Genomic DNA, 13,451 nt, shown 5'->3' on the forward strand with positions numbered 1-13,451 from the left:
CAGGTGGTTCACCGGGCGGTTCACCGCGCAGTGGCGGCGGCCTGCAGCCGCTCCACCGGCACGGAACCGGCGAGGATGCGCCCGTCGTCGAGGATCAGCACATTCACCAGCGACGTCGAAAGGAGACGCCCGCCCGGGACGGAGACCGCGGCCTGCTCAAGCAGGGCGGCCGCGCCGGACCGGGTTCCCTCCTGGTCCGAGAGTCCAGGCTTCAAAGGGTTGGCGGTTGCAGGATCCAGGGCTCCGTCCTGCGGCTGCGCCTGGCCTGGCAGCGCCAAGGCCCCGGCCGGGAATTCGAGTACCGAGGCCCAGCCCGTGCCGGTGACGGTCGGCCGCCTGGCAGCCTTCGCCGCTGCAGCGTCCGACGGCGGCAGGGCGGCGGCGGACTTGTGGTCCGGCACCGGGATTTCCTCCACGGTGGCCCCGGGCGGCGGGGTGAAGTTGAAGATGGCGGCATCCGGGGCCTCAAGGGTGAGGCTCGTGTAGGCGACGCTGAACGCCGGCTCGGCCTGTCCCCTCGCCTTCACTTCAACGCCGAGCGGAAGTCCGCTTTCGCCGTCGACCGCGATGGCGACGGAATCCACCAGGGTGGCATCCGACGCCGGGGTCAGCAGGAGATTGTAGGCGGCACGTCCGGCGACCTGGACATCCGGTCCGACGGTCACCTCAGTGCTCGCGTCGAGTTTGGCGAGCAGCTTGTCGGCCACGTCCTCGGGGGTCGCTACGGTTCCGGGGCGGGCTTCGTGGCGGGCGCCAGCATCGGCGGGCAGCTGGGCGTGGGCGGCCGTGTTGTCCTTGGAGTTGTAGAACCAAAGCTCATCACCGTTCCGGACCGCGTTCCGTTCCGCCATCCGGTCCATGATCTGCACCCGGGCCTTCTCCGGCCCGTCCCGATAGACGCGGGCGGTGTGCGGTCCGGTCAGCAGTTCCAGCCAGGCGGTCTCCGGGGACCCGGCACCTGCCTTCGGCAGTTCCGGCAGGCCCATCTCGGAACTTTGCTCCAGCGTCCCGGACAGGGATTTCTCGCCGTGCTGGGCGATCATGAGCAGCACCTGCTGCGGGGTCTTCTCCGGCAACGGGTCTCCGGCACTCGCGGGAAGGGATCCGGACAGGACGCCGGCCGCAATCACGGCAGGCACCACCACGGCGGGCATCCAACGCAACCATTTGCGCGTCACCGTGACCGCGCTCCAACCTTGCAGTTCATGATTCAACACTACGCCCGGGAGTGCCCCGTTTCACCCTTCGTGGTCAATTCGTGGTCAAACAGAAACCGGCGGGAACCGGCCGCGGTCCCGGTCCGTCCCGGGCCCGGACCGGTGAGGGCTATGAATCGCCGAGGATGGGTCCGAAGTTCACCCGGTCCGCCAGCCGGGGATCGTCCCGGTCCGGGACCACCATGACGGGGCCTTTGGCGTGGTGCAGGATCCCGTCCGAGGTGGAGCCGAGCAGCATCCCGGCGAAGCCGCCGCGGCCGCGGGTGCCGACGACCACCAGGACCACATGCCGGCTGGCCTCGACGAGGATGTCCACGGGCGAGCCGTCCACGAGCTGCGTCTCCACTGTGAGGTCGGGAAAGTGGCTCCTGATCCAGGCGGTGCCGGCCTCGAGCTGGGCCCTGATGTCGGCGAACAGCGCGTCACGGTCCATCGGTGCGGGTACCCAGGCGAGCGAACCGTTGTACTGCGGGACGGCGCACACCACCCGCAGCGGCGCCGCGAGCCGCTCGGCCTGCGCTGCTGCCTCCAATACCGCCACGCGGGCCTGTTCGGAGCCGTCGACGCCCACCACAACCACGTTTTCGACCGGTACGTGACCGGACTTCGCCCGCTCGGCGAGGACGTGCTTGTCGTCGGTGGTCTCGCCCAGGCGGTCGGCGCAGATCAGGGGCACGGTGACTGTGGGGCATTTGGCGTGTGCGGGGAGGGCGCTGCTGACGGAGCCCAGCAGCCGGCCGACGAATCCGCCCCGGCCCCGGGTGCCGAAGACCAGCAGCTCCGCGGTTTCGGACATTTCCAGCAGGACCCCGGAGGCATCGCCATTCTCGACGGAGGCGTCGACGTCGATCACGTACCCGGCCACCTTGTTCACGGCCTGCTTCAGGATGGCCTCCGCGCCTTCGCGGATCACTGAATCATCAACGGTGGCGTACCCGCCGTCGAGCCCTGACGCCGCGAAGATCGGAACAGAATAGGCAGTGACGATGTGCAGCGGACGATTGCGGCGCTCGGCTTCGCGGGCAGCCCACACGAGGGCGCACTTGCTGTGGTCCGAACCGTCCACGCCGACAACGATCCCCCGGGGAGCCGCCGACCCACCAGGGGTATCCCCTGCCGGATCCGGATGCACCTGTTCTCGGCCCATGGGGTCCGCCTCCTCGCGATTCTTGCCTGATGTTGCGGCTATTCTGCCAGACCTGTCCGCGTGCAGCGTCCACCGGCGACGCGCCCGAATAATCCGCGGGCCAGAACCCCTGGTTTCTACAACTATTCTCGGTTTTCGGGGAACTGGCAAGCGCGCCGGAGGACCTCTGGACCTGCGGTCGTCACGCCGGCTTTACCCAGTGTTTACGGGGCTTCGGGCGGCCCCGGAGGGCCGCGGAAAAGTCCGCGGCGCCGCCCGAAAAGCCCGGGAATTCCCGGATGGGCGAATGTGGCGGCTGCTCTATCCAAGGCCGGAAATGTTGGGTAGTCTTCGAGACGTTGCTGAACCGAGACTCGTGTTTCAGAACGCGGATCCCCGCTGTTGATGCGGTGGGAGCCGTGTTCGGGGCGGGCAGCGGAACGCGTCCGGGGCGTCGGCCCCGCGGCTGGCACCATTCGAGAAGGGACCCTGCAGTGTCGACCATGCCTATGTCCGGTGGTATCGAACGGACCGCAGCCGTCGTGATCGGCACCGGTCTGTCCGGGCTGGCGGTTGCCAGCGAGCTGCAGCGACGCGGCGTGGACTCCATCATCGTGGACGGGCTCGATCTGCTGGGCGCCGGGCATCCGGCCAACACCTCCTCCCTGCAGCGCTGCGACGCGGCCGACGCCGGCAGCCTCCGGGAGCGCAACGAGATCCTCCGGCACCTGCGGAACTACGCCGCCAGCCACAAGCTGGACGTCCGGAACAACATCCGGGCCCTCCAGCTGGACCACATCGACGCCGGCGTCACCGGCCCGGCCCAGCAGTGGGCTGTCCGCACCCCCGGCGGCGTTCTGCTGGCGGACCACCTCGTCCTGACGCGCTGTGCCCACAGCCAGCTGCGCCGGATGCTCTCCGAGCTCGGCATGACCGCGGGGCAAAACCTGATGGCCGCCATGCACGCCCTCGGGATGTACCTAGTGGGTGTGGGCGAACTCATCACACCGACGCCGAAGGAAGTGCTGCGCCAGGCGAAGGTTGTGGGCCAGGCGATCTCCGCCAAGGTCCACCCCGACGGCTTTCCCGCCGTGCTCCCGGGCTACTACGACCTCGCTGCGCCGGCCTAAGGCTCGGCTCAACGCGGGGCGCAACGCCCGGAAGTTCGGCGGTGCCCGGAGCCGGTGTCTCAGTGCGCGGCGCCCGGAAGCAACGCGGGGTCAGTTACGGCCCATCACAGGGCCCCGGATGGGCGCGGAGTGACCCCGCGTTGCTTCTGGTCAGCTTTCGGTGCCGCTGCCGGAGCCCGGTTTGAGCCGGGTCTTGGCCATCAGGCCCAGGACCACCAGGATGCCGAGGGCCGTTCCGACAAAGATCACAAGGCTCCAGGGGAACGGTTCCGCGGCGCTGGCTGGCTGCGCCGGCGCCGGTGTGATGCCAGGCTGGGCGGTTCCCATCGAGGGAACCGCTGCAGCCGCCGTCGAAGCTGTGGCTCCGGCTGCGGCCGTGAACATGAAGCTGCCTTCGATCGGGTGCCCGTCCGAGCTGGCCACGCGCCAGGTGACGGTGTAAGCCCCGGCCGGGGCGCCGGCTTTGAGCTTCTGCGCGGCGACGTTGTCGACGATCTCGACGTCGCCGTCGGACCAGTTGGTGCCGGCTGCATCGCTGACCAGTATCTGCGCACCCAGCGCGAGCGGATTTTTGTTGAAGGTGACCGAGACCTGCGCCGGCGGCGCCGCCAGCGTGGCGCCGCCGGCCGGGCTGGTGGATTCGGCGGCATCGTGGGCCGAGGCCGGCGCAACCGCGCCCAGCAGGACAGCGGCGAGGACCAGGGTGCCCAGGAGGGCACTCAAAAGCTGGCGGATGAGGCGCATGGAAAAGCTGCTCCTAGTGTTGGCTTCCTTACAGACTAGGCGAAATCGGCCGATCGCCCGCTGCGCGCCCAATAGGATTCAAGTAACTATCCACATCTCCCGGAGGACTAATGCTCAAGCAGGGCTCTGCACTGGACCGGTATTTTAAGATATCCGAGCGGGGGTCGGACGTCTCGCGGGAGATCCGGGGCGGCTTCGCCACGTTCTTCGCCATGAGCTACATCGTGGTGCTGAACCCGCTGATCCTCTCCGGTCCCGATTCCTCCGGCGCCACCCTCGGCTTCCCCGCCGTCGCCGCCGTCACCGCCTTCGTGGCCGGCATCCTGACCATCCTGATGGGCGCGTGGGCCAAGCACCCCTTCGCGCTGGCAACGGGCCTGGGCGTCAACGCCTTCGTCGCCGTCACGGTGGCCACCAACCCCGGCCTGACCTGGCCGGACATGATGGGCCTCGTGATGCTCTCGGGCATCACCATGCTGATCCTGGTCCTCACCGGCTTCCGGACCGCAGTCTTCAAGGCAGTCCCGGAAGGGCTGAAGACCGCGATTGTGGTGGGCATCGGCCTGTTCATCGCCCTGATCGGCCTGGTAAACGCGGGCTTCGTGCGGCGCATCCCGGACGTCGCCGGAACCACCGTACCGGTCGGGTTGGGCTTCGACGGCAAGCTCGTCGGCTGGCCCACACTGGTCTTCATCTTTGGCCTGATCCTGACCATCGCCCTCGTGGTCCGCAAGGTCAAAGGCGCGATCCTGATCGGCATCGTCGCCTCGACCGTCCTGTCCGTGATCCTGGAATTCACCCTGCACATCGGCCCCAGCTTCGACGGCAAGACCTACAACCCGGCGGGCTGGTCACTCGTGGCCCCGGCGTTCTCCGAATGGGCGGCCCCGGACCTGTCGCTGATCGGGCAGGCCAACCCGTTCGGCGCCTTTGAGCACCTCGGCTTTGTCGCCGCGACCCTGCTGGCCTTCGTAATCCTGCTCAGCATCTTCTTTGATGCCATGGGCACCATGGTGGGGCTGGCCACGGAGGCCGGCAGCATTGACAAGGACGGCAACATCCCGAACGTGGACCGTGTGCTGCAGGTGGACGCACTCGGCGCGATCATCGGCGGCGGCGCCTCGGTCTCCTCGAACCAGATCTACGTCGAATCCGGCGCCGGCATCGGCGAAGGCGCCCGGACCGGCCTGGCCTCGATCGTCACCGGCCTGCTGTTCCTCGTGGCCATGTTCTTCACGCCGCTGATCAACCTCGTGCCGTTCGAGGCCGTGGCCCCGGCGCTGGTCGTCGTCGGCTTCATGATGGTCTCCCAGGTCGGCAAGATCGACTGGCAGGACCTGGGCATCGCGATCCCGGCCTTCCTGACCTTCACGCTGATGCCGTTCACCTACTCGATCGCCAACGGCCTGGGTGCCGGCTTCATCACCTTCGTCCTGATCCGCACCTTCCAGGGCCGCGCACGCGAGGTGCACCCGCTGATGTGGGCTGTGGCCGCGGCGTTCCTGCTGTTCTTCGCCATCGGCCCGATCGAGGCCGCGCTGGGAATGCACTAGGCACCTCCACTCCCCCTCCGCCGAGGTGACACTTCGCGCCCCTGTTTGTGCAAGACATCGGCGCGACGTCTCACCTCGGCGGTGTTTAAGCGCGGATTCCGGGATTACGGACACTCCGACGGCGGCGCGGCTGGTTTTCCGGCCCGGGCTGCGGTGAGCTAGGGGCATGGTTTCCCGCGCGCCCGCCGTTGATGTCCCGCCACGGCCCTGGACCGGACGGTTTGACGGCGACGGCCCCGAGCACCGCCGCTGGTGGCAGGCCGTCACGCCCTACGCCCCGCGCCGCGTCCAGACCGCCTCCGCCCGCCCCGCCGTCATTCTCGGCTTCGGCAGCGACGCCGGGGTGCGCCGGAACAAGGGCCGCACCGGTGCCGCCGCGGCCCCCGCCGCGATCCGGGCCGCCCTCGGTCCGCTCGCCTTCCACCTCACCCGGGAGGTGCACGACGCCGGCGACGTCACCGTGGCCGGGGATGCCCTGGAGGCGGGTCAGGCGCGTGCCGGGCTCGCCATCACCGGCCTGCTCGACGCCGGGCAGCTTCCCGTGGTGCTGGGCGGCGGGCACGAGACCGCGTTCGCGAGCTACCTGGGCGTGGCAGGCTCGGCGGCGGTCCGCGAGGGCCTGCGCGTGGGGGTGCTGAACCTGGACGCGCACTTCGACCTCCGCGACGAGGCGGTGCCCAGTTCCGGGACACCGTTCCTGCAGATGGCCCGCGCGGAAGCCGCCGCGGGCCGCGAACTGAGGTACGCCGTCGTCGGGATTTCCGAGCCGAACAACACCCGGGCGCTGTTCCGGACCGCCGAGGAGCTGGGCGTGGACTACCTGCTGGACGAGGACTGCTCAGCCGGGGCCGCGCACGCGTTCGTGGCCGCGTTCCTGGCGCAGGTCGACGCCCTGTACCTGACCATCGACCTGGACGTACTGCCGGCCTCGGTGGCGCCGGGCGTGAGCGCACCGGCAGCATTCGGCGTGCCGTTGCCGGTGGTCAGCGCGGTGTGCCGCCAGGTCGCCGCGAGCGGAAAACTCCTGCACCTCGATATTGCCGAGCTGAACCCGGAGTTCGACGTCGACGCCCGGACCGCCAAGGTGGCCGCGCGGCTTATCAACACGCTGCTGGGGTAGCCGGCGGCCTGGCGGGCTCGGCGTGCGGACCGTCAGATGGGTGTTTTCGGCGCCTTGCCCCCGTCGCCATGCTGCTGCACGGCCTTCTGTTCGCGGAGCCGGTCCAGCCGGTTCATGACCGGCGCCGTGGTGGCCCCGTGCAGCACGATGGACATCGCCACCACCAGGCCGATGAACGCCCACAGCTGCTCGGCCTGGGCGTCGAAGTCGCCCTTGCTGAGCGCGTAGGCGAGGTAATAGAGCGAGCCGATGCCGCGGATGCCAAAGAAGGCGATGGCGATCCGTTCGCGCGGCCCGGTCTTGCCCCGCGCCAGGCCAATCCAGCCGGCCAGCGGGCGCACGACCAGCAGGAACGTCAGCGCCACCAGGATCTCCGCCCAGCCAATGCCGGCCAGCAGGCCCCGGGCAATCGCGCCGCCCAGAAGCACCAGGATGACCACCGTCATGAGCCGTTCGAGCTGCTCCACGTAGGAGTGCATCACACGGTGGAATCCATGTGTCCGTTCCGCGGCCCGGATGGTCACCGCACACACAAAGACGGCGATGAACCCGTAGCCTTCCAGCATTTCCGTCACCCCGTAGGCCAGGAAAGTCGCCGCCAGCGCCACAAAGCCCTCGGAGTGGCTGGACAGCCGGATGCTGTCACGGGCGGAGAAAAAGAGCATGCTCAGCGCCTTCCCGGCCAGCCAGCCGAGGAGCACCCCCATGCCGATCCGCCACACGACGTCGGTGGCGAACCAGGAAACGAACCATTCGGACGGCGCGGGGCCCACCAGGCTGATGGCGATGGCGAGGTAGACGAACGGGAAGGCCAGCCCGTCATTCAGGCCGGCCTCGGAGGTGAGGCCGAAGCGGATCTCGTCTTCGCCCTGCTCGGATTCGTCCTCATCATCGGCGGGCTCCCCCACCTGGACTTCGGAGGCCAGCACCGGGTCGGTCGGGGCGAGCGCCGCCCCGACCAGCAGCGCGGCTCCGAGCCCCAGCCCCAGCGCCCCGAGGCCCAGCAGGGTGAGGGCAACGATGCAGATCGGCATGGCCACCCCCAGCATCCGCCAGGTGGTGGACCAACTGCGTCTGCCCACGGGGCGGTCGAGCGCGAGGCCGGCGCCCATCAACGAGATGATGACGCAGATTTCGGTGAGGTGGGTGGTGAACTCCCCGTACTGCAGGGGGTCCGGGTCCGGCAGTTCCGGAATGAACGTGAAGGCCAGTATGCCGGCGGCCAGGAAGACCATCGGCATGGACAGCGGCGCCTTGCGCAGCAGCTTGGGCAGAAGCGCAGCGGCGAAGACGGCCAAACCTGCCGCTGCAAAAATGACACTGGGAGCCTCAAACACTGCGTATTCCTCCTGACGGGACCCGGATGCCCGGGAACGAGCAAGGCGCCGTTCCTGCGGACGGCGCCCCCTCACCAAGATACGCGCGAGCGGCGCGGTATGCCGCCGGGTCGCCGCGGGCGGGCAACTTCTGCCCTCGATATCGCTGGGGCAACCGTCAGCCCTGGACCCCCGGCGGGGGCCCGGAGACGAGTGTCTGTTGGAGCAGCGCCCGCGCGGACCAGCGCATCGACGCCATGGCCTGCTCCCGCGAGAGGCCGCCAATATCGGTCAGCCAGACAAGGGCTTCGATCCCGATCGCGCTGCGCACCGCCAGGGCCAGGGCGCGGATCTCGGGCGCGGAGAACCGGTCCCGGAGGGGTTTGAGGGCTTCCTCGATCCACGCAATCGCCCGGCCCTGGCGCAGCGGGAGTGCGGTCTCGGCCGGGTCCGTTTCCAGGGAAAGCCTGAGCATCGTGCGCTGCTGCGCTTCGGTGTCCACAATCAGCTGGGTGAACGCCCGCACGACGGCGTCTAGCCGCGCCTCCGGGTCTTCCGGTGCGTCTGCCGGCAACAACGACTTCCTGGCAGTTTCCGGGTGGGCTGCCGCGAGGAGCTCCCGCTGGCCCGGGAAGTAACGGTAGGCGGTGCTCCGCGCGACGCCGGCCGCCGCCGCCGTGCTGTCCACAGTCGGTGTCTCCCCCGCGGCCACCGCATCCCGGGCCACCGCCACCAGAGCCTCGAAGGTGCGGCGCTTCTGGCCGGTGCGGCCGGCGTTCTGATAGGGGGTTGACATGGATTCGGATGAGTCCATGTACATCCTGGGTGGCGAGATCATCATGCACATGGACGGCGTCGAACACCGGATCGGCGCCGGGGGCCTGGCCGTGGCGCCGCGGGGCGTTCCGCATGCCTTCATGGTGGTTTCTGAGTCCGCGCGGATGCTCTGCCTGCACACCCCCGGCTGCTGCGAGGCCTTCTACTGGGACGCGAGCACAGCGCTCGCCGACGGGGATCCCGGCGGGACCGGCCCAGTGGATTTTGGCAAGGTGCAGGCGTCTGCGAGCCGGAACGGCGGCATCGAACTGCTGGGGCCGCCGCCGTTCGTTCCGCGCTGAGTGGAGCGCCGCTCAAAAGGCCCCGGAACGCAGAAAGCCCCGCCGGCTGGGACGGGGACTTTCTGGCCGCAACCCGGCGCGGCTAGCTGCGCCGTAGTTCCACGCCGTCGGACTTGAGGAAGAGCTGGGTCTCGGACGGTACGGCCGGGACCAGCCAGAGAACGTTTCCGCTCAGTGAGACCTCCTCGACCTCACCGGCGGCTAAAACCTGGGCGTGCTTGAGGATTTCAACCCGGTCCCCCGCCTTGAGGCTCCGCCAGTCGGAAACCGCGCTGACCGAGGCCAGACGTCTGGACATTACCGTCCCGCGTGCTTTCATGAACTTTTACCCCTTTGTATATGTTCCTGGTCACAACTTCGTTGGTGTGACTTTCCCTTTGTACTACAGTTCCCGCGCCCCCGCCGGGTGTTTTGCCCACTAAGTCGGGGGCGCCGGGAATTGTCTCCTCAGACTGAATTTTGTTTTCCCTCAGGCGAGATTTCCGACGGCGGATTCGGCCGCCGCCCGCACCCTGCCGGAGGCGACGAGGCGGTCCGCCGCCTCCAGCTCCGGGGACAGGAACCGGTCCGTGCCGGGACCGTCGACGACGCCGCGCAGCGCGGCGATCACGGCGGCGCCCGCAGGACCCGGGCTGAGTTCACCGCCCGAGAGCTGGGTGCGGATGTCGAGTGCCCGTGCCGAGGTCACCAGCTCGATTGCCAGGACGCGGCGCAGGTTCTCCACGGCACGGCGGAGCTTTCGGGCCGCGTGCCAGCCCATCGACACATGGTCCTCCTGCATCGCGGAGCTGGGGATCGAGTCCACCGACGCCGGGACAGCCAGCCGCTTGTTGTCCGAGACCAGGCCGGCCTGGGTGTACTGGGCGATCATCAGGCCAGAGTCGACGCCGGGGTCCGCCGCAAGGAACGCCGGCAGCCCGTGTGAGCGGGCCGGGTCGAGCATCCGGTCGGTGCGGCGCTCGGCGATGGAGCTCAGGTCCGCGACCGCGATCGCCAGGAAGTCCAGCACGTAGGCGACCGGGGCGCCGTGGAAATTGCCGTTGGAGCTGACCCGGCCGTCGGGAAGCACCACCGGGTTGTCGATCGCGGCGGCCAGCTCGCGGGAGGCGACCATGGCGGCATGGTCCACAGTGTCGCGGACGGCGCCGGCCACCTGGGGGGCGCAGCGCAGCGAGTAGGCGTCCTGGACCTTGGTGTCGTCGATCCGGTGCGAGGCCACGATCGGGGAGCCGGAGAGGACCCGGAGCATGTTGTCTGCAGAGGCGGCCTGGCCCGGGTGCGGGCGGAGGGCCGCGTGCAGCTCGGGGAGGAACACCTGGTCGGTGCCGAGCAGCGCCTCGACGCTGAGCGCGGCGGTGATGTCCGCCGTCGTGAGCAGCTGGCGGATGTCCGCGATGGCCATCAGCAGCATGCCCAGCATGCCCTCGGTGCCGTTGACCAGCGCCAGGCCTTCCTTCTCGGCCAGGGTGACCGGCTCGATTCCGTGCCCGGCGAGGAGCTCGGCGACCGGGCGGCCGTTCCGGCTGCCGTCCAACCCCCCAAACAGTTCGCCGTCCGGGCCGGTGGCTTCTCCTTCGCCCATCAGGACGAGGGCGCAGTGCGAGAGCGGTGCGAGATCGCCGGAACAGCCGAGCGAACCGAATTCGCGGACCACCGGGGTGATGCCGGCGTTGAGGACGTCCACCATGGTCTGCAGGACCACGGGGCGGACGCCGGTGCGGCCGGACGCGAGGGTCTTGGCGCGCAGGAACATGATGCCGCGGACCACCTCGCGTTCCACGGCCGGGCCCATGCCGGCGGCGTGGCTGCGGATCAGCGACTTCTGCAGCTGGGTGCGCAGTTCGGTGGGGATGTGCCGGTTGGCCAGCGCCCCGAAGCCGGTGGAGATGCCGTACGCGGGGACCTCGCTGTGGGCCAGGCCGTCGATGTGGGCACGGACCTTGGCGACGGCATCGAGGGCGTCCGGGGAGATGGCCACCCGGGCGTCGTGGCGGGCGACGGCGACGACGTCCTCGGGGGTGACGCCGCTGGAGCCGAGGGTCACGGTGAGCGGCGAGTGTGTGGTGACAGTCATGGGATGTTCCTACTTCATTCTCATCGACTGCTCCGTGAGTGCCCTTTTCGTGGCTCAAAACGGCAGTTACGGAGCAGTCGATGTGGGTTGGGACCTTGCTTAGCGGGTTTCGGACATCGGGATGCGGACGCCGCGTTCGGCGGCGACTTCGACGGCGCGGTCGTAGCCGGCGTCGACGTGGCGGATGACGCCCATGCCGGGATCGTTCGTAAGCAGGCGTTCGAGCTTCTGCGCGGCGAGGTCGGTACCGTCAGCGACCGAGACCTGGCCGGCGTGGATGGAACGGCCGATGCCGACGCCGCCGCCGTGGTGGATGGAGACCCAGGTTGCGCCGGAGGCAGTGTTGAGCAGGGCGTTGAGCAGCGGCCAGTCGGCCACCGCGTCCGAGCCGTCCGCCATGGCTTCGGTTTCGCGGTACGGGGACGCGACGGAGCCGGAGTCCAGGTGGTCGCGGCCGATCACAATGGGTGCCTTGACCTTGCCCTCCTTGACGAGCTGATTGAACAGCAGCCCCGCCTTGGCACGGTCGCCGTAGCCCAGCCAGCAGATGCGGGCCGGGAGGCCCTCGAACTCAACGCGCTCGGCGGCGGCGTCGATCCAGCGGTGCAGGTGCTTGTTCTCCGGGAAAAGTCCCTTGATGGCCCTGTCCGTGACCGCGATGTCCTCCGGGTCACCGGAGAGCGCCACCCAGCGGAACGGGCCCATGCCCTCGCAGAACAGCGGCCGGATGTACGCCGGGACGAAGCCGGGGAACTCGAAGGCTCGGTTGTAGCCGCCCTTGCGGGCCTCGTCGCGGATGGAATTGCCGTAGTCGAACACTTCGGCGCCGGCGTCCTGGAATTCGACCATGGCCGCCACGTGCCGGGCCATGGAGGCCTGGGCCTTCTTGGTGAAGCCCTCCGGGTCGGCCGCGGCCTCGCGGTGCCATTCCTGTACCGTGATGCCCTCGGGCAGGTAGCTCAGCGGGTCGTGCGCGGAGGTCTGGTCCGTGACGATGTCCACGGTGAGCTCCCCGGCGTTGTGGCGGCGCAGGATCTCCGGGAAAACCTCCGCGGCGTTGCCGACATAGCCAACGGACCAGCCGCGGCGCTCATCCTTGGCCGCCAGGACCTTGGCGATCGCGGCGTCGAGGTCGGTCTCCACCTCGTCGAGGTAGCGCTTGCCGAGGCGGCGGCGCAGGTGGCTTTCGTCGACGTCGACGATCAGGCAGGCGCCCTCGTTCAGGCTGACAGCGAGCGGCTGGGCGCCGCCCATCCCGCCGCAGCCGCCGGTGAGGGTCAGGGTGCCGGCGAGGGTGCCGCTTTCGTCGCCGGTGAGCTTGCGGGCGATCGCGGCGAAGGTTTCGAAGGTGCCCTGCAGGATGCCCTGGGTGCCGATGTAGATCCAGGACCCGGCGGTCATCTGGCCGTACATCATCAGGCCCTCGGCCTCGAGCCGGCGGAACTCGGGCCAGTTCGCCCAGTCGCCGACGAGATTGGAGTTGGCCAGCAGCACCCGCGGCGCCCATTCGTTGGTGCGGAAGACGCCGACCGGCTTGCCGGACTGGACCAGCAGGGTCTCGTCCGCTTCCATGGTTTCCAGGGTGCGGGTGATCGCGTCGAACGCCGCCCAGGACCGGACCGCGCGGCCGGTGCCGCCGTAGACCACCAGGTCATCGGGGCGTTCGGCGACCTCGGGGTCCAGGTTGTTCATGAGCATGCGCAGCGGGGCTTCCGTCTGCCAGCTCCTGGCGGTGAGCGCGGTGCCGCGGGCTGCTTTGACCGGGCGGGCACCGGTGGTGAAATCGGCGGGTGCCATGAGGGGCTCCTTTATGTCTTGGTGGTTCCGCGAATGAGGTTCTGTATCCACTAAAGCCTGTCCGGGGCCGCGGAAACAGGGCCCACGGAGGGGTGCTGTCCGGGATTCCAGACCCGGCCGCCACCTCCCCTCCCGTGTTGCGCTATCACTTTCAGTCCCCAAAATGCCGGCAAAGTCAAGCAGTCGGAGCAACGCCGGGGGTTTAGGCTGCGTGCAGCAGCTGGTTCAGCCGGTTGGCTGGGGTCTCGAGGTTGAG

The 13,451-nt window shown here is 69.1% G+C and carries 12 protein-coding genes; 4 read left to right on the forward strand and 8 right to left on the reverse strand.

Annotated features, from left to right (window positions below):
* Positions 1-20: 20 nt before the first annotated feature.
* Both ACZYZ3_RS13720 and ACZYZ3_RS13725 read right to left on the reverse strand, forming a co-directional pair.
* Complete coding sequence (locus ACZYZ3_RS13720; RefSeq protein ID WP_463964364.1) at positions 21-1,178, reverse strand: LolA family protein; 1,158 nt, start codon at positions 1,176-1,178, stop codon at positions 21-23.
* Positions 1,179-1,326: 148 nt separating this feature from the next.
* Positions 1,327-2,364, reverse strand: a complete 1,038-nt coding sequence (locus tag ACZYZ3_RS13725) for a universal stress protein (RefSeq protein WP_463964365.1) — start codon at positions 2,362-2,364, stop codon at positions 1,327-1,329.
* Positions 2,365-2,846: 482 nt separating this feature from the next.
* On the opposite strand from ACZYZ3_RS13725, the gene ACZYZ3_RS13730 reads away from it, so the two are divergent.
* Positions 2,847-3,473, forward strand: a complete 627-nt coding sequence (locus ACZYZ3_RS13730) for an NAD(P)/FAD-dependent oxidoreductase (RefSeq protein WP_463964378.1) — start codon at positions 2,847-2,849, stop codon at positions 3,471-3,473.
* Between the two features lie 150 nt (positions 3,474-3,623).
* Here ACZYZ3_RS13730 and ACZYZ3_RS13735 read toward each other — a convergent pair whose 3' ends face one another.
* Entirely contained in the window at positions 3,624-4,217 is a 594-nt protein-coding gene (locus ACZYZ3_RS13735) for a copper resistance CopC family protein (RefSeq protein WP_463964366.1), read from the reverse strand.
* Between the two features lie 110 nt (positions 4,218-4,327).
* Here ACZYZ3_RS13735 and ACZYZ3_RS13740 point away from each other — a divergent pair, with 110 nt between their 5' ends.
* Positions 4,328-5,770 (forward strand): NCS2 family permease, encoded by a 1,443-nt coding sequence (locus tag ACZYZ3_RS13740; protein ID WP_463964367.1) that lies wholly within the window; start codon positions 4,328-4,330, stop codon positions 5,768-5,770.
* Positions 5,771-5,936: 166 nt separating this feature from the next.
* Positions 5,937-6,890, forward strand: a complete 954-nt coding sequence (gene hutG / locus ACZYZ3_RS13745; protein WP_463964368.1) for a formimidoylglutamase — start codon at positions 5,937-5,939, stop codon at positions 6,888-6,890.
* A gap of 32 nt (positions 6,891-6,922) precedes the next feature.
* Here hutG and ACZYZ3_RS13750 read toward each other — a convergent pair whose 3' ends face one another.
* Both ACZYZ3_RS13750 and ACZYZ3_RS13755 read right to left on the reverse strand, forming a co-directional pair.
* Positions 6,923-8,227, reverse strand: coding sequence for a cation:proton antiporter (locus ACZYZ3_RS13750; protein ID WP_463964369.1), 1,305 nt, complete (start codon positions 8,225-8,227; stop codon positions 6,923-6,925).
* Positions 8,228-8,384: 157 nt separating this feature from the next.
* Complete coding sequence (locus tag ACZYZ3_RS13755; RefSeq protein WP_463964370.1) at positions 8,385-9,002, reverse strand: TetR/AcrR family transcriptional regulator; 618 nt, start codon at positions 9,000-9,002, stop codon at positions 8,385-8,387.
* On the opposite strand from ACZYZ3_RS13755, the gene ACZYZ3_RS13760 reads away from it, so the two are divergent.
* Entirely contained in the window at positions 9,001-9,324 is a 324-nt protein-coding gene (locus ACZYZ3_RS13760) for a cupin domain-containing protein (RefSeq protein ID WP_463964371.1), read from the forward strand. The two genes, ACZYZ3_RS13755 and ACZYZ3_RS13760, sit on opposite strands and share 2 nt — an antisense overlap.
* A gap of 82 nt (positions 9,325-9,406) precedes the next feature.
* Here the strand turns inward: ACZYZ3_RS13760 and ACZYZ3_RS13765 are convergent, their stop codons facing one another.
* From ACZYZ3_RS13765 to hutU, 3 genes are all read right to left on the reverse strand, one after another.
* Positions 9,407-9,643, reverse strand: coding sequence for a hypothetical protein (locus ACZYZ3_RS13765; RefSeq protein ID WP_463964372.1), 237 nt, complete (start codon positions 9,641-9,643; stop codon positions 9,407-9,409).
* Positions 9,644-9,793: 150 nt separating this feature from the next.
* A complete protein-coding gene (gene hutH, locus ACZYZ3_RS13770; RefSeq protein ID WP_463964373.1) occupies positions 9,794-11,398 on the reverse strand; it encodes a histidine ammonia-lyase in 1,605 nt (534 codons plus the stop codon).
* 99 nt (positions 11,399-11,497) lie between these two features.
* Positions 11,498-13,195, reverse strand: coding sequence for a urocanate hydratase (gene hutU / locus ACZYZ3_RS13775; protein ID WP_463964374.1), 1,698 nt, complete (start codon positions 13,193-13,195; stop codon positions 11,498-11,500).
* Between the last annotated feature and the right edge of the window lie 256 nt (positions 13,196-13,451).

Source organism: Pseudarthrobacter linnaei, assembly GCF_055412825.1.